Annotated in this window: 22 protein-coding genes and 2 other RNA genes; 12 read left to right on the top strand and 12 right to left on the bottom strand. The window is 58.0% G+C overall.

Going from position 1 to position 19773, the window contains the following annotated elements:
* Together A1355_RS18585 and A1355_RS18580 are read right to left on the bottom strand one after the other, a co-directional pair.
* On the bottom strand, positions 1–692 hold a 692-nt coding region (locus A1355_RS18585), incomplete at its 3' end, for a DUF4118 domain-containing protein (protein WP_157197948.1).
* 35 nt (positions 693–727) lie between these two features.
* The gene (locus A1355_RS18580; RefSeq protein ID WP_082885639.1) at positions 728–1834 is read right to left on the bottom strand and encodes an HD domain-containing phosphohydrolase; all 1107 of its coding nucleotides are present in this window, start codon (positions 1832–1834) and stop codon (positions 728–730) included.
* A gap of 190 nt (positions 1835–2024) precedes the next feature.
* Here A1355_RS18580 and ffs point away from each other — a divergent pair.
* The 5 genes from ffs (at position 2025) to A1355_RS18555 (ending at position 5097) form a co-directional block, all read left to right on the top strand.
* Positions 2025–2121, top strand: an RNA gene (gene ffs, locus A1355_RS18575) — signal recognition particle sRNA small type.
* Between the two features lie 33 nt (positions 2122–2154).
* The gene (gene dnaX, locus A1355_RS18570; protein ID WP_064030770.1) at positions 2155–3813 is read left to right on the top strand and encodes a DNA polymerase III subunit gamma/tau; all 1659 of its coding nucleotides are present in this window, start codon (positions 2155–2157) and stop codon (positions 3811–3813) included.
* Positions 3814–3826: 13 nt separating this feature from the next.
* Positions 3827–4150: a YbaB/EbfC family nucleoid-associated protein gene (locus tag A1355_RS18565; protein ID WP_064030769.1), complete on the top strand. Its 324-nt coding sequence runs from the start codon at positions 3827–3829 to the stop codon at positions 4148–4150.
* A 3-nt stretch (positions 4151–4153) separates the two neighbouring features.
* Positions 4154–4750 (top strand): recombination mediator RecR, encoded by a 597-nt coding sequence (gene recR, locus A1355_RS18560; RefSeq protein WP_064030768.1) that lies wholly within the window; start codon positions 4154–4156, stop codon positions 4748–4750.
* An 8-nt stretch (positions 4751–4758) separates the two neighbouring features.
* Entirely contained in the window at positions 4759–5097 is a 339-nt protein-coding gene (locus tag A1355_RS18555; RefSeq protein WP_064030767.1) for a histidine triad nucleotide-binding protein, read from the top strand.
* A 44-nt stretch (positions 5098–5141) separates the two neighbouring features.
* On the opposite strand, the gene A1355_RS18550 is transcribed toward A1355_RS18555, so the two are convergent.
* The 7 genes from A1355_RS18550 to ssrA all read right to left on the bottom strand — a co-directional run bounded on the left by A1355_RS18550 (position 5142) and on the right by ssrA (position 10911).
* Positions 5142–6431 carry an MFS transporter gene (locus A1355_RS18550; protein WP_064030766.1) on the bottom strand — a complete coding sequence of 430 codons (1290 nt, stop codon included), beginning with the start codon at positions 6429–6431 and terminating at the stop codon, positions 5142–5144.
* Positions 6432–6451: 20 nt separating this feature from the next.
* On the bottom strand, positions 6452–6973 hold the full coding sequence (locus A1355_RS18545; RefSeq protein ID WP_064030765.1) for a hypothetical protein: 522 nt from the start codon (positions 6971–6973) through the stop codon (positions 6452–6454).
* Between the two features lie 136 nt (positions 6974–7109).
* Positions 7110–7436 (bottom strand): hypothetical protein, encoded by a 327-nt coding sequence (locus A1355_RS18540; protein WP_064030764.1) that lies wholly within the window; start codon positions 7434–7436, stop codon positions 7110–7112.
* Between the two features lie 124 nt (positions 7437–7560).
* Positions 7561–8901, bottom strand: coding sequence for a peptide MFS transporter (locus A1355_RS18535; protein ID WP_064030763.1), 1341 nt, complete (start codon positions 8899–8901; stop codon positions 7561–7563).
* Between the two features lie 139 nt (positions 8902–9040).
* Positions 9041–10078: a 23S rRNA (adenine(2503)-C(2))-methyltransferase RlmN gene (gene rlmN, locus A1355_RS18530; RefSeq protein WP_064030762.1), complete on the bottom strand. Its 1038-nt coding sequence runs from the start codon at positions 10076–10078 to the stop codon at positions 9041–9043.
* A gap of 124 nt (positions 10079–10202) precedes the next feature.
* Complete coding sequence (locus A1355_RS26645; protein WP_396642746.1) at positions 10203–10355, bottom strand: Fic family protein; 153 nt, start codon at positions 10353–10355, stop codon at positions 10203–10205.
* 175 nt (positions 10356–10530) lie between these two features.
* Positions 10531–10911: a transfer-messenger RNA gene (gene ssrA / locus A1355_RS18525) on the bottom strand.
* A gap of 465 nt (positions 10912–11376) precedes the next feature.
* Here ssrA and A1355_RS18520 point away from each other — a divergent pair.
* The 4 genes from A1355_RS18520 to trxC are packed head-to-tail and all read left to right on the top strand — an operon-like array spanning position 11377 to position 14036.
* Positions 11377–12321 (top strand): DnaJ C-terminal domain-containing protein, encoded by a 945-nt coding sequence (locus A1355_RS18520; RefSeq protein WP_064030761.1) that lies wholly within the window; start codon positions 11377–11379, stop codon positions 12319–12321.
* A gap of 3 nt (positions 12322–12324) precedes the next feature.
* Entirely contained in the window at positions 12325–12630 is a 306-nt protein-coding gene (locus tag A1355_RS18515; RefSeq protein WP_064030760.1) for a chaperone modulator CbpM, read from the top strand.
* Positions 12631–12632: 2 nt separating this feature from the next.
* Positions 12633–13577: a zinc metalloprotease HtpX gene (locus tag A1355_RS18510; RefSeq protein WP_064030759.1), complete on the top strand. Its 945-nt coding sequence runs from the start codon at positions 12633–12635 to the stop codon at positions 13575–13577.
* Positions 13578–13598: 21 nt separating this feature from the next.
* Positions 13599–14036: a thioredoxin TrxC gene (trxC, locus tag A1355_RS18505; protein WP_064030758.1), complete on the top strand. Its 438-nt coding sequence runs from the start codon at positions 13599–13601 to the stop codon at positions 14034–14036.
* 111 nt (positions 14037–14147) lie between these two features.
* Here trxC and A1355_RS18500 read toward each other — a convergent pair whose 3' ends face one another.
* Positions 14148–15506, bottom strand: coding sequence for a UDP-N-acetylglucosamine-peptide N-acetylglucosaminyltransferase (locus A1355_RS18500; RefSeq protein WP_064030757.1), 1359 nt, complete (start codon positions 15504–15506; stop codon positions 14148–14150).
* Between the two features lie 124 nt (positions 15507–15630).
* Positions 15631–16044 carry a hypothetical protein gene (locus A1355_RS18495; RefSeq protein ID WP_064030756.1) on the bottom strand — a complete coding sequence of 138 codons (414 nt, stop codon included), beginning with the start codon at positions 16042–16044 and terminating at the stop codon, positions 15631–15633.
* An 86-nt stretch (positions 16045–16130) separates the two neighbouring features.
* On the opposite strand from A1355_RS18495, the gene cysD reads away from it, so the two are divergent.
* From cysD to cysN, 3 genes are read left to right on the top strand one after another with little or no spacing between them, the layout of a single operon-like run.
* A complete protein-coding gene (gene cysD, locus A1355_RS18490; protein WP_064030755.1) occupies positions 16131–17039 on the top strand; it encodes a sulfate adenylyltransferase subunit CysD in 909 nt (302 codons plus the stop codon).
* Between the two features lie 36 nt (positions 17040–17075).
* On the top strand, positions 17076–17495 hold the full coding sequence (locus A1355_RS18485) for an excalibur calcium-binding domain-containing protein (protein WP_082885637.1): 420 nt from the start codon (positions 17076–17078) through the stop codon (positions 17493–17495).
* Between the two features lie 39 nt (positions 17496–17534).
* The gene (cysN, locus tag A1355_RS18480; RefSeq protein WP_064030754.1) at positions 17535–19160 is read left to right on the top strand and encodes a sulfate adenylyltransferase subunit CysN; all 1626 of its coding nucleotides are present in this window, start codon (positions 17535–17537) and stop codon (positions 19158–19160) included.
* A 49-nt stretch (positions 19161–19209) separates the two neighbouring features.
* On the opposite strand, the gene A1355_RS18475 is transcribed toward cysN, so the two are convergent.
* Positions 19210–19671, bottom strand: coding sequence for a hypothetical protein (locus A1355_RS18475; protein ID WP_157197947.1), 462 nt, complete (start codon positions 19669–19671; stop codon positions 19210–19212).
* Positions 19672–19773: the final 102 nt, after the last annotated feature.

Raw genomic sequence — 19773 nt, 5'->3', positions numbered from 1 at the left:
GCCGCATCGACCGCGACGACCGCGTCGCCGATGCTTTGCAAGGTCGTCAGATAGCCGGATTCGCTGGCGTTTAACAATTGGCGGTTGGTGGCGATCAGCTGGTGTAGACGATGGTGGAAGTAACTGAATAAAACACCCATGGTCAGAAACAAGGTCATCGATACGAATTGGGCCGGCTCGGCCAATTCGAACGAGAATGGCGGCGGGATGAAGATGTACCAGACTAGGCCGATCGCGAGCAGCGTCGCCAGTAAACCGCTGAGCCAGCCGCCCAGCCAGCCGGAAAAGAAAACGGCCGGAAACATCAGAAACCAGACATAGGGCGAAACGATGCTCCATAGGCTCCATTGGACGCCGGCCGCCAGGGCCGGTAACAAACCGGCCAGTACTAAGCGAAGCGCTCCAGGGCGAACCTCGGCTGGCGCGGGGGCTAAAGCGTCGGCGTGGCGGCCGTAACGGGTCAATAGCAGGTAGAGTAGCAAGGTGGTCAAGGCCACGAAAATCCAGCCTTTTACCGTGCTGACGAAGGCGAATCGCGCTGGCTCCGGAAATAGCGCGACGATGGCTTCGTCCGAGAACAGTATCCATAAGAACCCGGTCAGCGCGTATAAACCGACGATTTTGCCGATCTGGCCCCGGCTCAACACCGCGGGTTGGGTTTGCGAGAAGGGTCTGGCGGCGTTGGGAGGCATGCTGCTGTCCGGTTGGATTGGGCCGCCGGTTGGCGCTAAAGCGGGTCCCGGAATTCGGTTGCGATCATTTTGAAGTTCTCCAGACAGTGCGCGAAGCCGTCGGCAATATCGGGATCGAAATGCCGACCCCGGCCGGCCATGATGATGTCGGCGGCTTCGCCGAAATCGATCGGCGGTTTGTAGCTGCGTTGGGATATCAGCGCGTCGAAGACGTCGGCCAACGCCATAATGCGGGCCGACACCGGTATCGCCTCGCCTTGCAGGCCTTCGGGGTAGCCGCCGCCGTCCCATTTTTCATGATGCCAGTGGGCGATTTCCTTGGCCAGCGCCAAAAACGCCGCCGAGGCGCGAACGTCGCGTTCGGCGCGTTCGATGGCGTCGCTGCCGAGCTTGGCGTGGGTTTTCATGATTTCCCACTCGGCGGCGGTCAGCTTGCCGGGTTTGGTAAGAATATAGTCGGGAATGCCGACTTTGCCGATGTCGTGCAGCGGGGCAGAACGCGTTAACAATTTAATATAATTCGGGGTCAGCGTCTGGCTGAAGCGAGGATGATCCCGCAAGCATTCGGCCAAGGTTCGAACATAGCCTTGGGTGCGCAATAGATGTTGGCCGGTTTCCGGGTCGCGGGTTTCAGCCAGATGCGCCAAGGCCAGAATACTGACGTTTTGGGTCAGTTCGTTTTCCGCCATGCGCTTGCCGATTTCATTTTCCAGAAAGGCATTTTGATCGGCTAGCCAGTCGCGCGCTCGTTTGGCTTCGAGCTGGGCCGCGACCCTGGTCAGCACCACGGCGGGCTGGATGGGCTTGGCGATGTAGTCGGCGGCCCCGAGTTGCAGACCGTACTGTTCGTCGCGGGCGTCGTCGAGCGCGGTCAGGAAGATCACCGGAATGTCGGCGCTGCCGGGTGCGGCCTTCAAACGGGTCAATACTTGGTAGCCGTCGAGTTCCGGCATCATGACGTCCAGCAGGATCAAGTCCGGGCTCGGGGTTTGGTTGGCATAGCGTAGCGCGGCGGCGCCGGAATTGGCGGCCTTGACCCGATAGCCGGCGCCCTGCAACAAGGTGCCGAGGATGTGCAGGTTCTCGGGCATGTCGTCGACGATCAGTATCGTGGCGGGTTCTGTGCTGGCGGGAGTTATCACGTGAGGCCTCGGTCGGAGCGCGGTAACGCGAAGTTTAGGTGGCCAACACTACCGCGTCCGTCCCCGAATTGCAAATGACGGTCGCCGGGTTCGGTTTGCCGGAAAATATCGTTCGGGGTGTTGCGTTGGCCGGAGGTTTTAAGGATAATGCGCAGCTCTTCAGCCCACGGCTGATGTTTTATGGTTACTGTGTCGGTCCTCTCGCAACGATACGCTGTAAACCCCGCCAGGTCCGGAAGGAAGCAACGGTAGCAGCGGATTCGTGTGCCGGGATGCGGCTGGCACGGTAGCCGCCCAAACCTAGCCTACCCGCGCTGCCAATGGCTTATCAGGTCCTCGCCAGAAAATGGCGTCCCAGCAACTTCTCCCAGCTCGTCGGCCAGGAGCATGTCAGCCAATCCCTGATACACGCCTTGCGCCACGACCGCCTGCATCATGCCTATTTGTTCACCGGTACCCGCGGCGTCGGTAAAACCACGGTGGCTCGAATTCTCGCCAAGGCCATAAACTGCGAAAACCTCCAGGATTTCAATCCCTGCGGCGAATGCCCGGTTTGTCTGGCGTTCGAGCAGGGCCGCTTCATGGACATGATCGAAGTGGATGCGGCATCGCGCACCAAGGTCGAAGACACTCGCGACTTACTCGACAACGTCCAATACGCGCCGAATCAGGGGCGCTACAAGGTCTATTTGATCGACGAAGTCCATATGCTGTCCGGCCACAGCTTCAATGCACTATTGAAGACGCTGGAAGAGCCGCCGCCTCACGTCAAGTTTTTGCTGGCTACCACCGATCCCCACAAAATTCCGGTGACGGTATTGTCTCGCTGCTTGCAGTTCAATCTGAAGCGTCTGCTGCCGGATCAAATCGCCGCGCAGATGCAGTTCATTTTAGAGCAGGAACAGATCGGCTTCGAAATCCCGGCTTTGAAAATCTTGGCTCGCGCGGCCGACGGCAGTTTGCGCGACGGCTTGAGCCTGTTGGACCAGGCCATCGTTTACGGCGGCGGCAGCGTGGTACATGCGGCGGTAACCGGCATGCTGGGTACGGTGGCGCAACAGCCGGTCGACGATTTGTTGCAGGCTCTGGTGGCCGGCGACGCCAAAGGCTTGCTGGTCAAGATCGGCGATATCGCCGAACTTTCGCCGGATTTCGCCGACATCTTGCAGCAAATGCTCAGGGTCCTGCACCGCGTCGCGCTGGTGCAGCAAATTCCCGATTTCGTCGACGCCGAGTTCGATCAAGCATTGATCGGTCTATTGGCGCGGACGCTGACCGCCGAGGACGTGCAACTGTACTATCAGATCGGTTTGCTCGGCCAGCGCGATCTGCCGCTGGCGCCCGATCCGCGTACCGGCTTCGAAATGACGATGCTGAGAATGCTGGCTTTCCGGCCGAAAACGGTCGACCAGCGGCAAGCCGAGGCGCCGCTTGGTTCGGCGGCAAGCGCTGGTCGGCCGTCAACGCCCGCCAAGGATACTGGGCCGGCTTCCGATCCGGTGGCGGCTGTCGTAACACCCGCTGCGGCGCCGGTTGCGGCGGAATCACCGGCCGCCGTCGAGCCGAAGCCCCAGATGCGCTCGGTTTCTCCGGACTCGCTCCGACCGGAACAATGGCCGGAGATTATCGCCGCATTGAACATCGGCGGCCGAGCCAGGGAGTTGGCCAACAACTGCGTGCTGGACGGCATCGACGATCACACTTGCCGGTTGTTGCTGGACCCGAGTTTTCATCAAGTCGGCACTCGGGCCGAGGACACGCTGCGCGCCGCGCTGCAACAGTATTTCGGTCGGCCGATCAAGCTGGTGATCGCCGCTCGGGCCGGCGATCTGATGACGCCGGCGCTGCAGATGCAAAAAGCCAAGGAAGATCGCCAACAGGCGGCGGTGGAGAGCATCCAGACCGATCCTACCGTGCAGGCCTTAAAAGATACCTTCGGCGCCAGGGTGTTGCCTGGCAGCATAGAGCCTATTAATTGATTTCGGAGACACTATGAAAAACGCACTCGCGGGCATCATGCAACAAGCCCAGAAAATGCAGGAAAACTTGAAAAAGGCCCAGGAAGAACTCGAAAACATGGAGGTGCTGGGCGAATCCGGCGGCGGCTTGGTGACGATACTGATGACCGGCAAGCGCGAAGTGCGTAAGGTCAGTATCGATCCGTCGCTGGTCGGCGACGACAAGGATATGCTGGAAGATTTGGTGGCGGCGGCAATCAACGACGCCGTCCACAAGGTTGGCAAAATGAAGAAAGAAAAAATGGCCGATGTCACCGCCGGCATCCCGATTCCGCCCGGTTTTCAGATGCCGTTCTAAATCATGGCTAATCAGGGGCTGCTGAAGGAACTGATCCAGAGCCTGTGCTGTTTGCCCGGCGTCGGACCCAAGTCGGCGCAGCGGATGGCGTTTCATTTGCTGCTGCGCAACCGCGAAGGCGCCCGCCAGCTCGGTCGGTTGCTGGAAAAGGCCGTTGCCGAAATCGGCTATTGCCGCGACTGCCGCACCCTGACCGAAGCCGAGATTTGCGAAGTCTGCGCCAATCCGCTCCGGGAGAACGATACGCTGTGTATCGTCGAAAGCGCCGCCGACGTTTGGGTCGTCGATCAGGCCACCACGTTCAAGGGCAAATACTTTGTGTTGCACGGCCGCTTGTCGCCGCTGGACGGCATCGGGCCCGACCAGCTCGGTTTCGACTTGCTCGAGCAGCGCATGGCCTCCGGCACGCTAAAGGAAATCATCCTGGCAACCAATTCCACGGTGGAAGGCCAGGCCACCGCGCATTTTATCGGCGAAGTTGCCGCCAAACATGGGATACAAGCCACCCGCATCGCCCACGGCGTACCGATGGGCGGCGAGCTGGAATTCATCGACAGCGGCACGCTGTCGGCGGCTTTTAACGGGCGTAGAGAACTTTAGGAGGCAAGATGAGCGATTGTTTGTTCTGCAAGATGGTCGCCGGCGAGATCAAGCCGGACGTGGTTTACGAAGACGATAAGGTGTTGGCGTTCCGCGATTTGCACCCGCAAGCGCCGCTGCATGTGTTGGTGATTCCGAAACGTCACATTGCTAACTTAAACGATCTGGACGATGCCGAGTTGGGCGGACACCTGCTGCAAACCGCCGCGAAAATCGCCAAGGACCTGGGCTATGCCGACAGCGGTTACCGCACCGTGTTGAACTGCAACGCCGACGGCGGGCAAACCGTTTTCCACCTGCACCTGCACCTGCTGGCCGGCCGAGCAATGCATTGGCCGCCGGGTTAGAACGCCGCTTTCGCAAGCCCTACCTGGTCGGCGGCCGGCGCGATTTACCGATTCAAGCTTGAGACCCGCATCGGTTCTTTCATCGCGATCGCGACGATCAGCGAAAAGGCGGCGCAGGCGCTGACGTAGTAGCCAAACCATTCCGGATGGCCGTGGCTTTTCATCGATAGCGCCAGGTATTCGGCGCTGCCGCCGAATAAGGCCACCGTCACGGCATACGGAAATCCCACGCCCAGCGCCCGAATGTGTACCGGGAACAGTTCGGCTTTGACGATGGCGTTGACCGACGAGTAGCCGGAAACGATCAGCAGCGCGCAGATGTACCAGAACAACGCCGAAGTCAGGCTTTGCGGCTGTGACAAAACGCTCAGGATCGGTGCTGTGAACAGACTGGCGCAGACGCCGAAGCCGATCAACATGCAGCGGCGGCCGACGAAGTCGGACAGCAGGCCGAACAGCGGCTGTACCAGCATGAATACCGACAGCGCGATGGCGCAGATCAGCGTGGCGTCGTCCTTTGCAAAGCCGGTGGTGTTCACCAAAAACTTCTGCATGTAGACGGTAAACGTGTAATACGACAAGGTGCCGCCGGCGGTCAAGGCCACGACGGTGAAGATTTGCTTGGGATAGTTGAGCAACTCGCGCGGATTGGCTTGCTTGGCCGATTCGGTGTGTTGCTCGACGAAAGCGCTGGTTTCCGCCATATTGCCGCGCAACCGGACCGCGACAACAGCGAGCAAGCCTCCGACCACGAAGCCGATGCGCCATCCCCAATCGTGCAGTTGCGCGTCGGTCAAGAAACAGCGCTGCAACAGCATCAGCAAACCCAGCGCCAGGATTTGGCCCAAGACGATAGTGACGTATTGAAAGCTGGAGTAGTAGCCGCGCCGGTCGGCGCTGGCCATTTCGCTGAGATAGGTGGCGGAGCTGCCGTATTCGCCGCCGATACTAAAGCCCTGCAACATCCGGGCGATCAACAGCAAGGCCGGCGCCCAGGTGCCGATCACCGCATAGCCCGGCGTGCAGGCGATGATTAACGAGCCCAGGCACATCAGGCCGACCGACAAGAGCAGCGCGCTCTTGCGGCCCTTGCGATCCGCCAAACCGCCCAGCCACCAGCCGCCCAGCGGCCGAAACACAAAGCCGACCGCGAAGATCGCGGCGTTGTTTAGCAATTGGGCGGTTTGGTCGGTTTCCGGAAAGAAAGCCGGCGCAAAGTACAGGGCGAAAGCGGCGTAAATGGCCCAGTCGAAATATTCCACCAGATTGCCGATCGAGCCGCTGAAGATATTCCGCAGGCGGGCGCGGTGCGAGAGCGCTGATCGATTGGTCATGTCGGTTGCCGTCCCGCCGCTCAATGCAGCGTCTTGGAGGCGCCGGCGGCGTCGTGCAGGCTGCAAAACAATTGCACGGTGACGAATATCAAGGTCTTGATCATCCGCACCGCGTCGCCGGGTGCCGGATGTTCGGCCAGATATTCATCGATGCAATCGTGGAGAAATTGCACCAAGCCTTTTTGCTCGTCGGTTTCGAACACGCTTTCCGAATGCGGTTTGCCGGACATCATCGCGGTCATTTCGGCGTCCACCAACGCGGCTTTTTCCTGTAGCCAGGCCATGCCCAGGGTTTGTTGGCTGGGCAGGGTGCCGGAGGTTTTTTCGAACACGCAAATAACGTCGAACACCAGATCCATGAACAGATGGGCGACGTTTTGATCCTGCTCGGCAATTAGCGAAGGAAACACCCCAAACAGGGTTTGCGCCAATACCGGTTGCTCGTTCTGAAACCGGGTCAGGATGGTATGCCCGGCGTTTTGATCCAGGCTTTTGGCATATTCCAAGCCCAAGTAAAGTTCTTTATCGGTAAATTCGCGCATGTTGAGTGAGTATGGAAAAGTGAAAATCGCGGCTATGGTCAGCGCATCGCCTCGAATTGAATGCCTCGAAAATGCCGGAGCCGGTTTGCTCCGACGAGTCAGTCGGCCGATCCGCCGGCATCGGCAGTCGAGGCCTTTAAGCTTCGAAGCCCGCCATGAACGCCGACCGGCTGGTTTCGTCGCCGTAGAGCAGGGTCAGGCCGGCGGGGTCGGGCGCGCCGGTCGGATGAGCCGAATAGGCCATCAGTAACGGGACGATATAGCGGCCCGCCGCCGGCGAGAGATAGACGAAATAGCGCTCGCCGTCTTCCGTCCAATGCCCGAACATCGCCATGCCGGCCGGTCCGTTCTTGGCGATAAACGCGGCCCGAAACGAGCCGAACAAAACGCCTATCTCCCCGGACTCGTATTCGTGTCGGGTCAGGGCGATCCTATGCCAAGTTTGGGGTTTTGTGGTCGCCACGGGAATCTCCTGTCATCGCCAAACGTTTGATATACAGATGCGCGTCCGGCGGTTTCTCGCGCGGGCAGCGGGTCTTCGGTTCAGACTATAAAGCCAATTCCGCCACAATGCCATGCCGGCCGGATCAACAGTCCTTGCCGGCCAGTCGGCTTTCCAAAAACGTTCTTAATCCAAATATCGCCAAACCGGCGCCGCAGGCCAGCCCAGCCAACAACAGAAAGAAGCCGGCATGGGACATCGTCGAGTAAAAGCTACCGATATAGCCGGCCAAATAATTGCCGAAGAACACCGACAAAAACCACAGTCCCATCACCGAGCCGACCGCCTTGGCCGGCGCGACTTTACTGACCAGCGACAAGCCGACCGGCGACAGATATAGCTCGCCGACCGTGTAAATCAGGGTACACAAGGCCAGCCACAGGCCGCTGATTTTTTGGTCCGGGCCGTGTAGCGACACCGCGACGATCAGCACCAGAAACGAGGCCGCCAGCCAAGCGCAACCCCAAGCCATTTTCACGACGCTGGAGCGCGGCTTGGAGGGCTTGCCGAGCATGCCGCCCATCAGCGGCGTCAACAAAAAGATGAAGGCCGGATTCAAGGATTGAAACCAGGTGGACGGCATATCCCAACCCAACACCCGCCAATCGGCCCGCTGCTCGGCAAACAATTGCAAGGTATTGCCTTGCTGCTCGTAGACCGCCCAAAACACCACGTTGATCGTCGCCAACACCGCCAAGCTTAAAATCGCCCGCCATTCCTCGCCGCTGATCGGCGTTTCCGGTATCGGCGTCCGAGTCCCGTGCCGGGCGGCATCGCCGCCCAGAAAGCGTTGGCCGGCCAAATAAATCGACAAGCCTATCGTCATGCCGACACCGGCCGCCGCGAAACCGTAATGCCAACCGTAACGCTGGCCCAGCGTGCCGCAGACCAACGGCGCGAAAAAACCGCCGATATTGATGCCCAGGTAAAAAATCGTGAACGCGCCGTCGCGGCGCGGATCGCCGGCCGGATAAAGACTGCCGACCTGCGTCGAAATATTGGGTTTGAAGCAACCGTTACCCGCGATCAGCAAGGCCAACGCCGGCAAGAACCAGGCTTCCCGTGCCATCAGAAAATGCCCGGCGGTCATCAACACCGCGCCGAGTGCAACCGTGTTGCGCGGCCCCAACCAACGATCGGCCAAATAGCCGCCCAACAGCGGAGTCAAATAGACCAGGCCGGTGTACAAGCCGTAGATTTGCGAAGCCAGCGGCTGGATGTCCAAGCCGCCGTAAAGCCATTCCAGCCCGGCCCGCAAGCTCGCGAAGCCGAATATATCGGCACCGTCGTTCACCGCCGGAATCAAATACTGGATCATGTACAACACCAGCAAGGTCCGCATGCCGTAATAGGAAAACCGCTCCCACATCTCGGTCAGAAACAAGACATACAAACCCGGCGGGTGGCCGAAAAGCTGCTTAGGCATCGTCGCTCGAAAAAAATCGGTCGTTATGAAGTGACATCGCGGCGAATTTTAGCGCCCATACGGTCGTGCCGATGACGGTCTTTACCACGCGCAATCGGCCTGGACAAAACGGCCTCCGCCGTTCCGGCGCTGAATCCTATCACCCATTGGAATTGAGTTGCCCGCACGCCGCCAGCACGTCGTCGCCTTTAACCCCGCGAATCAAAGTTGGAATCCTGAAGGTATCCAATACCGCCTTAAACCTTTCCACGGTTTGCATATCCGGTCGTCGGTAGCGCGACCCGGGGAAGGGATTGAACGGAATCAAACTAATATAAGCGCTTTTTCCCGCCAGCAAGGTACCCAGTTTCTCCGCGTCGAGCGGGCCGTCGTTGAAATCCTTGATCAAAATATATTCGTAAGTCACGAATTGCTTTTTGTTTAATGCTATGCGGTCGATATAAGCCAACACTTCGTCCAGCGGATATTTTCTATTGATCGGAATCAACTCGTCGCGTTTTTCCGAGAACGGCGAATGCAGCGACAGAGCCAGATTGACGCCAGGCATTTCCCGGTTCCAACGTTTAAGTCCCGGAAGATAACCGGCCGTGGAAATCGTGATTTTCTGAACGCCGACTGAAAATCCGAATTGCGATAAAAATATTTCGCACGCTTTTTTAACCGCATCGAAATTATGCAAGGGCTCGCCCTGGCCCATAAACACGATATTTAATATGCGTTCTTCTCCAGGCCGGTTTTCGGCCAGCCACTGCCAGGCTTTTAAGAACTGTCCGATCATTTCGCCGGTGGTCAAATTGCGTTTAAGGCCTTGTTCTCCGGTAAAGCAAAAAGCGCAATTCATCGCGCAGCCGACTTGCGACGACAGACAAATCGAATATTTGTTATTGAACGGAATCAGCACCGTCTCGACTTTTTGGCCGTCGTTTAATTTAAACAGAAACTTCACAGTCCTGTCTTTTTCGGACTCGTAAACCGTATCGATTTCAGGCAAGGAAAAGTCGTAATACCGTTCAAAAAACGCCAATGCCGGCTTGGATATTAGATTATGACAAGGCGAGTTCCGCTTTTTCTTGTAAAACCAATTAAACAGCGTCGGCGTCACCGAGTTATTAAAGCCGTGCCGTTCGACTATCGTCTCTAAGTCGGTATACGTTAGATCGTAAAAAGAGGGTTTCAACGAGTTCTCCACGCGCTATAAATACCGGCCAATATCGGTGCGTTATAAATATTCAAAGCCGATTATCCCCGGCCAAACCACCAACGGCGTTTACCTTGTCGATCAATCGTTGCCGTGCCGAGATTTATTGACCGAGTTTCGTGGCGGCAAATGTCCAGCTAGAGTCGGTCAAACGATATGGTTGCGAGCGGCTGTTAGGTTTGTCGGGAACGGTCATTTCGATCCGTCCCAGAGCAAGCGTTGGTTTCAAGTAACGCTCACGGAAAGATGTTTTCATATGCGGAACTCTCAAGCAGATTCTTTGCCGGCCGCGGTTCAGTTAACCGTTCAACAAACCGAGGCAATATATCATTTGCAAATCCCGCCGGTGAGGTTGGAGTCTACAGTATTTGATTCGGCTGGCGACAGGCGATAAAAAACCCCAGCCGGTCACCCGACTGGGGTTTGGTGTTTGGTGGAGGTGGCGGGAATTGAACCCGCGTCCGCAAGCACTCCGCCACAAGCTCTACATGCTTATCCCGCGCTTTTAATTTAACTGTTGACTACCCGTCGGGCCAAGAGGATCAACAGCGATTTCGATTGGATTTAGCGCTTTAGGCTCCGAACTAAGCCCTGGCGCGATCTTATGTAATATGATCCCTGAGCGCTCCCCGAGAGGAACTCCAGACGCATAAGTACATCTGGTCAGAGAAGTGGTGCAGGTTTTAAGCTGCGATAGCCACTGAGTAGTTTTCGTCGTTTGCGAATACTTTTTTTCAGTAGGTTTTACGAGCGGTACTGTGCTCGGCATGCACCTGAGGTTTTGCTACCCACGTCGAAGCCATGTCACCCCCAAGAGCGGTCATTCTATCAAAGCGGCGGGACAGTTGCTAACAATATGGATGCGGGTCCGGCAAATTCAAGTCCCCGCCCGTCGTGGCAATCGCGAATTTCGCTCGGCGAAATTGTAGTTGTTCTCACCGGTACGATTCGCTATAAATCGGCTAGCGTGCCGCCCGGTAAGGCAGGCAGCTCATTGGGGCTTGCAATTTTGGATTGATGCGCCCATTTCATGTCTTGCGTAATTCTACTTTGTCGGATTACAAATAAGCATCGTCATTCCGGCACGGATGGCCGGACCCGTTAGAGCGCGGAGCGAATCCAGACGCTATGGACGGATTTAAGCCATACCATCCATGGCACTGGATGCCCGCTTCCCGGCGGACATGACGGTCTGAACAAATCCGACAAAGTAGAAGTAATTCGGATTAAGAACAGCTATCCATCCTTGCCGGCCTTGTGCGCCGACGGAGAGCAGCGTGCAATACAAAGATTACTACCAGATTCTAGGCGTGGAACGCGAAGCGGCCTTGCCGGAAATCAAGAAGGCCTATCGCAAGCTGGCGCGCAAATACCACCCGGACATTTCCAAGGAGCCGGACGCCGAAGCCCGGATGAAGGACGTCAACGAGGCTTATGCGGTGTTGTCCGACACCGAAAAGCGCGCAGCCTACGATCAACTGGGCCGCGGTTACCGGTCCGGCCAGGAATTTCATCCGCCGCCGAATTGGGATGCCGGCTTCGAATTTTCCAGCGGCGATGCCGGCGATTTCGGTGACTTTTTCAGCCAATTGTTCGGCCGGATGGGCGCCGGCCGGCGCGGTGGGCCGTTCGAGGCGCAAGCCGGTGGTTTTCGGGCGCAGGGCGACGACCATCACGCCAAGGTGTTGCTGGACGTCGAAGACGCCTTTCGCGGCGCCTCCCGGCAAATCAGCCTGCGGGTGCCGACGATGGATGCCGACGGCCGGGTGGTTTTGAACAATCGCACGTTGAACGTCAAAATCCCGAAAGGCGTTTACGAAGGCCAAATCATTCGCCTTGCCGGCCAGGGCGCACCGGGCCTGGGTGGCGGCAAGGCTGGCGATTTGTTGCTGGAAGTCCATTTCAATCCGCATCCGCGCTTCCGGGTGGACGGCAGCAATCTGCACATGAGTTTGCCGGTCGCGCCCTGGGAAGCCGCGCTGGGCGGCGTCGTAACGATTAATCTATTCGATAGCGAATTGAAGGTTAGGATTCCGCAAGGCCTGCAAAGCGGCCAACAATTGCGCCTGCGAGGCAAGGGTATTCCCTGCGCCACACCAGGCGATTTGTTGCTGGATATTCAAATCGTGCTGCCGCCCGCCAACTCTGACAAGGCCAAGCAACTTTACGAAACCATGGCGCGCGAACTGGCCTTCGACCCGCGCGCAAGCCACAGGAGTTAAGCTATGTCTCAAGCCCTGTCCCCACTCGATGCGGTTCTCGAAGAACACGGCCTGACCTTGCAACAACTAACTTCGCTTGGCGAAGTCGATCTGGAATGGGTCAGCCGGCATATTGCCGAAGGCCAACTCGCGCCGCAGCGGCATGGCGGCGAATGGCGGTTTTCCAGCGCGATGCTGCTACGGGTTCGGCGCATCGCCGCGCTGGAGCGCGATTTCGAGGCGGTTCCGGAACTGGCGGCGCTCGTGGCCGACATGCAGGAAGAAATCGACGGACTACGCCGCCGTTTGCGTCGAGCCGGTTTGGAGTGAGCATGCAAAACACCATCGTCCACAATCACCGCTGGGCCAATCGGCTGCAAACCGTTCTGTTGATCGCGGCATTGCTGGGCATTTGCGCGTTCGCCGGCCAATTGCTGCTCGGTGAAGACGGCATCTGGATGGCGTTGATCGCCGCCGGGTTGGGCTTGGTCATCACGCCGGCTGCCGCTTGGCGCCTGACCTTGAGTTTTTACCGGGCCCGGCCGATCTCGCCGCGCCAGGCGCCGGTGTTGTGGCAACTTTTGGAAACGCTGGCTGAACGCGCCGAATTGCCGACCGTGCCGCAACCCTACTACGTGCCCAGTCCGATCATCAACGCCTTCGCGGTTGGCAATCGGCAGCAGGCGGCGATCGCGCTCAGCGACGGTTTGCTGCAACGATTGTCTACCCGCGAGTTGGCCGGGGTGTTGGCCCACGAGATGGCGCATATCGCCAATAACGACCTGCGGGTGATGGGCTTGGCCGATGCGGTCAGCCGGATTACCGCGCTGTTCGCCAGCGCCGGCCAATTATTCTTGTTGCTGAGCCTGCCGGCTCTGTTTTTCGGCGACGTGGCGTTTACGGTCAATTGGCCGGGAGTGATATTGTTGTTGTTTTCGCCGCATCTGGCTGTGTTGATACAGTTGGGTTTGTCCAGAACCCGCGAATACGATGCCGACCTGCGGGCGGCGACGCTGACCGGCGATCCGCTGGGTTTGGCGCAAGCCTTGGCCCATATCGAGCAAGCCAGCCGGGGCTGGTTGTCGATGCTGTTTCCGGGCTGGGGCAACCCGGAGCCGTCCTGGCTGCGCACCCATCCGCCGACCGATGAGCGGATTCGCCGGTTGCAAGCCCTGGCGCCAGCCGCGCCGTGGCAAATTCACGCCCCGATATTCGCCTATCCGCTGCAACCGGTCGCGCGCCTGCCACGTTGGCGGATCGGCGGCCTTTGGCATTAAGCTTCATTTTTCGAGGACATCATGAGCGACGCTTTACATCTGGTTTGCCCGCACTGTTCGGCCGTCAACCGCGTTCCAACGGAACGTCTGAACCAACAGCCCAAGTGCGGCCAATGCCATCAAGCCTTGTTTACCGGCCATCCGTTGGAGTTGACCGAAGCCAATTTCTCCAAGTATCTGGGCCAAAGCCAAATTCCGTTGCTGGTGGACTTTTGGGCCGCCTGGTGCGGGCCGTGCAAGATGATGGCGCCGGCTTTCGCCCAAGCCGCCCAAATGCTGGAGCCGGCGGTGCTCTTGGGTAAGGTGGACACCGACCGTCACCGCTATCTAAGCGAGGATTTCGGCATTCGTAGCATTCCGACGCTGATTTTGTTCAAGAACGGTCGAGAAATTGCGCGCGAAGCCGGCGCGATGTCGTTACAGGACATCCTGCGCTGGACGAGAAGTCATTTGGTTTGACGGTTGGCGCCGCTGGTCGGGCTGGCTTCGGCTACGCTCAGCCTACGCGGGTAGTCGAACATCCGGCTCGAGGAACACACCGGCATTGCTTGCCGGTCTAAGTCCAGCGCATCAATGGCTTTCGATCGTGATCGGTTGCAGGCCGTCCTGATGACGCCGCCACATGGCTTGAAACAGCGCCTCCAGATGCAGCGTATAGGCTAGCGTATCGAATAGCGGGGTGTTGAGGCGATTGGCGGCCAGCTTGCGGTTGACGTCGGCCAACTGCTCGGGACAGTTGGCTAGATCGTGAGCCAGCGTGTAATAGGTATCCAGATCGGTCGCGATCAACTCGTCCAAGCCTATCGCCCGCAACAGACTGCCGGCTACCCGTGACGGGAAAGTGTCGCCGGCGCAGGTAATCATCGGCACGCCGACCCACAGTGCGTCGCTGGCGGTGGTGTGGGCGTTGTAGGGCGCGGTATCCAACACCAAATCGGCCAGGCCCAAGCGTCCCAGATGCTCGATTTGCGGTAGCTCGTCGGCGAAGATGAGTCGGTCGGGCACAATGCCGCGCTGGTAGGCTTCGTTTCTGAGCCGGCCCTTGGCGGAGGCGTTTTTCAACAACCACAGTACGCTGCCCGGCGTGTTGTAGAGCAGCCGGCACCAGACGTCGAAAATTTCAGGCATGATCTTGTAAGCCTGATTGAAGCAGCAAAACACAAAGCCGTGTTCAGGCAGGCCCTGCTCGACGCGGCTGGATAGCTTGCCGATTTCGGCGTGCCGACCGTGCGGCTGGTAACTGTCCGGCAGGTAGGCGAAGGCCTCGCTGTAGTCGGCGGCGCTGCCGGGCGGCGTCAGGTAGGGATCGGTGACGATGTAATCGCAAAAATCGCCGCCCAGCGTACTGGGGTAACCCAGGTAATTGACCTGAATCGGGGCCGGCCGGTAGGTGAGGATTTCGGTGCGGGTGCCGCGGGTATAGCCCTTTAAATCGATCAGAATGTCGATTTGGTCGGCATGAATGGCTTTGGCGCTGTCGGCGATCGATAACTCGCTCAAATCGACGAAACGGTCGAAGCAACGCAGCAGGCGTTGGCGCATGTCGCCGCCGTCGTCGGCGCCGTAGGAGTAAGCGTAGATTTCGAACCGGTCCTTGTCGTGGGCTTCCAGCATTTCCACCAACAAATACGCGGTGGCGTGATCGTGGAAATCGCAGGATAAATAGCCCAGCCGAATTTTCGGTCTGGCCGGGCCGACGAATTGGAACGCCAAGTCGTCCCGCTCGGCTTGACTGGCGGCGAGCCGGGCCAGCAACCACAAATCGGCGCATTGTCGTTGTTCGGCGGCACTGATGCCGGGTAAGGATAACAAATGGAAAGGCGAAATCCGGCTGCTTTCATTGGCGGCCAAACTGGCCCGTACCTTGTTCCGCCATTCGTCCAGACGCTCCCATTCGCATAATTTGCGGCTGCGGTCGTAGTGTTTCATCGGGGTTCCACTCCATCGTTGGCGCAAACCGCCAGGGAAGGCCCGACGTCTAGTCCGGGGGCATGGCGCCATCGTACCCCACTTTAGCCGGAATACCGAGGAAATCCGGCGCTTGCGGCGGCGATCAGTTCATTAAGGATTTCAGCGGTATCGCGAAGCGTTGCCGAACCGCGTCGCCGATTCGGCCGCTGTAAGCGCTCAGATACAAATCCCGGCCGCAGACGTGCGGCAAGGCCGAACAACGACCGGTGATTGCGAAGTGCCGACCGACCAGCCGGAAGGTCAACGGTACGCAATCGGCGCGCAGAATGGGGCCGGCCACGCTTAGATCGATACGCCGGTCGAACGAATCGTAAGCCAAGCTATCGGTCACCAATGTCAGTTCCGCCAGAACAATGCGGTCGTCGTCGCCGATACGGCCGTAAATCGTGCAGCGGCAGGTTTGCAAATCCGCTAGTAAGGCTTCGGCCAGCCGCGCGGTGGTCGGCCGACCGGGGAGTTGCTCCAGAAGGGTTTCCAAGCCGTGGTAGTGTCTCATAAGCTTTGTCGATGGCGTCGCTAGGGGTTTGTCCGTAAAATACCCGCCGACACCTGACTTCTATTGGCCCCGCGCCCCGAGATTTGATGACCGATTATAAACTGACCCATCTCAAACAGCTCGAAGCTGAAAGCATCCACATCATCCGCGAAGTGGCGGCCGAATTCGAAAAACCGGTGATGCTGTATTCGATAGGCAAGGATTCCGCCGTGATGCTGCACTTGACCCGCAAGGCCTTTTTCCCCGGCAAGCCGCCGTTCCCGTTGTTGCACGTGGACACCACCTGGAAATTCCGCGAAATGATCGAATTCCGCGACCGGATGGCCAAGGACCTGGGTTGGGATTTGTTGGTGCATATTAACGAAGAAGGCGTCGCCCAAGGCATCGGCCCGTTCACTCATGGCAGCAAGAAACACACCGACGTGATGAAAACCGACGCACTGAAACAGGCCTTGAACAAATACCAGTTCGACGCGGCCTTCGGCGGCGCCCGCCGCGACGAGGAGAAATCCCGCGCCAAGGAGCGCGTCTACTCGTTCCGCGACAAAAATCACCGCTGGGACCCGAAGAACCAGCGCCCGGAACTTTGGAATATCTACAACGGCAAGATCGATAAGGGCGAAAGCATCCGCGTGTTCCCACTGTCCAACTGGACCGAGCTGGACATCTGGCAATACATCCATCTGGAAAACATTCCGATCGTGCCTTTGTACTTTGCGAAAGAACGTCCGGTCGTCAACAAAGACGGCATGCTGATCATGGTCGACGACGACAGGATGCCGATCGGCCCGGACGACAAAGTCGAGATGAAAATGGTGCGCTTCCGCACGCTTGGGTGTTATCCCTTGACCGGGGCCGTTGAATCGACCGCGACCACACTGCCGGAAATCATTCAGGAAATGTTGCTGACCACTACCTCAGAGCGTCAAGGCCGTTTGATCGATCATGACCAAGCCGGCTCCATGGAGCAGAAGAAACGCGAAGGTTACTTCTGAAGGTTTACACCGTTAGCGAACGAGGAAACACGAATAGTGAAGAAATTCTTGTGCTTGTTTATCCTGCTTTACTCCGTGGATAGCTTGGCCGGTGTGTACAAATGTACCGATGCAAAAGGTCATGTAGTCTATTCCGATACCGCTTGCGATCACAAAGCCGATCGCAAGATACCGGATTTGAAACCGCTCGCGGAAGTTAAAGCGGAGCAGCCACTTTCCTCAAAACTAACCGACAAAGTTAAAGGTCTTTTCGAAAGCGCACCGAAACCAGAGCCGAATAATGCAACGGCCAGTTCCACGGAGCGCAATGCGCAGAACTTCGTTTGCGACGGCCGCGTCTATTGCTCGCAGATGAGATCGTGCGAAGAGGCGACGTACTTTATCAATCACTGCCCGGACACCAAAATGGATGGCGACAACGACGGCATTCCTTGCGAGAGCCAGTGGTGCCAATAAATATTTGTGCCTTGAACCTTTTACCTTGAACCTAAAACCATGTCCCACCAATCCGACCTCATCGCCACCGACATCAACGCCTACTTGGCGCAACACGAACGCAAGGAGTTGCTGCGGTTTTTGACCTGCGGCAACGTCGACGACGGCAAAAGCACCTTGATCGGCCGTTTGTTGCACGACTCGAAAATGATCTATGAAGACCAGTTGGCCGCCGTGCAGGCCGACAGCGTCAAGTCCGGCACCACCGGCGCCGGCAAGATCGACTTGGCCTTGCTGGTCGACGGTCTGCAAGCCGAGCGCGAGCAAGGCATTACGATCGACGTAGCCTACCGCTATTTCTCGACCTCGACCCGCAAGTTCATCATCGCCGACACGCCGGGCCACGAGCAGTACACTCGCAACATGGCTACCGGCGCCTCGACCTGCGATTTGGCGGTGATTTTGATCGACGCCCGCTACGGCGTGCAAACCCAGACCAAACGCCACAGCTTCATTGCTTCGCTACTGGGCATCCAGCACATTATCGTCGCGGTCAACAAAATGGACTTGGTCGGCTATAGTCAGGAAACTTTCGAAAAGATTCGCGACGACTACATGGCCTTCGTCAAAACCCTGGATCTGCACGACATCCATTTCATTCCGATGTCGGCGCTGGACGGTGACAATGTGGTCAACCCCAGTGCCAACATGCCCTGGTTTACCGGCCTGCCGATGATGGAGTTGCTGAACAGCATCGAAATCGCCAGCGACCACAATTTCGACGATGCCCGCTTCCCGGTGCAATACGTCAACCGGCCCAACCTGGATTTTCGCGGCTTCTGCGGCACCGTCGCGTCCGGCCTGTTTCGGCAAGGCGATGCGATTACCGTGTTGCCGTCCGGTAAGACCAGCACGATCAAATCCATCGTCACCTTCGACGGCGACTTGCCGCAAGCTTTCGCCGGCATGGCCGTGACCTTGACCCTGAACGACGAAATCGACATCAGCCGCGGCGACGTGGTGCTCGGCGGACAGCAAACCGCGCCCAGCGTCGCCGACAAATTCAAGGCCAACATTGTCTGGATGACCGAACAAGCGATGCTACCCGGCCGTCAATACGTGATCAAACTGGCGACTCGCGGCGTATCCGGTTCGGTGGCGACGATACACCACCGCATCGACGTCAACACCCTGGAACACCACGACGCCGACGAATTGAAGCTGAACGAAATCGGCCTATGCACGGTAGCCGTTAATGCGCCGGTGGTCTTCGAACCTTACAAGCGTAATAAAGCCACCGGTTCGTTCATCGTGATAGACCGCTTGACCAACGTCACGGTCGGCGCCGGTATGATCGTCGGCGAAGCGAATGATGAGGATTGGACGCCGGTTAGCGCCGAGGAACGCGCCAGCCGTTTCGGCCAATCCGCCAGCATCGTCGCTTTAACTGGTGCCGACGCTAAAACCATGGCTTATCACTTGGAACGTCGCTTGTTCGATACCGGCCACGCCGCAACGGTGTTGGAACACGGCGACGCAAATCTGGCCGCGGCGATCAAGCATGCCGGCCTAATTTGCCTGTGTGCGGGCTTGGCTGCCGAGCATGCGGATTTGGCCTTCGATGCCGACCGGCAAACCATCTACGAAATCTACGACGCATTGAAGAATCGTAGCGTGGTTCACTAAGCCGCGCGGCTGTTCCCATGCGTCGCATGGGAACGCGAAAGGCCGTTTGTTATGCGCCGCGAATTGGCTGACCGGAATTTGACCTCAGCAGCGTCAACCCGCTTAAAAACAGTAAAAACGAAGCTGGGAGCGGAATATTGGTCGGTGTGATTGGGGAGCCGGTTATTTGAAAGCGAACTTCAGGATAGAGTTGGGTAATCTTGATGGAGTCTATCGCCCGCTCCGGTGATAGGTTTACATTGCCGCCCACCGGGACATAGATTGGCGTGAATATCGTGATCGAGGGCGCAAGCCTTGCCGTCAAATCTATATCGTTTCTCGCGGAGATGTTCCAGCCGGCCGATGACCTGGCGCCCGTCAGCGTCACGGTAGTCAAATCGATACTTCCGCCCGTGAGAATGGTCGCGGCCGGCGCGGGATTGATTTCTATAGGCGTTGCTCGACTTAGATCGGGCGTTGTCAACAGAATGTTGGGATAAGGAAAGATTTCCCTGGTAAAGACGCTGGCCAACGAGGTACTGGGGCCGAGGTTGATCGCTCGACTGCTTGAGGACCGCAGGTCCAAGCGTTGAACGTCTTCCACTTCGGACGTTGCCGACGCATAGGCGGTGGA

The organism is Methylomonas koyamae (assembly GCF_001644025.1).
Classification (GTDB): domain Bacteria; phylum Pseudomonadota; class Gammaproteobacteria; order Methylococcales; family Methylomonadaceae; genus Methylomonas; species Methylomonas koyamae_A.
Note: the sequence above shows the minus strand (reverse complement) of the source record. Positions and strands in the feature narration are given on the sequence as shown.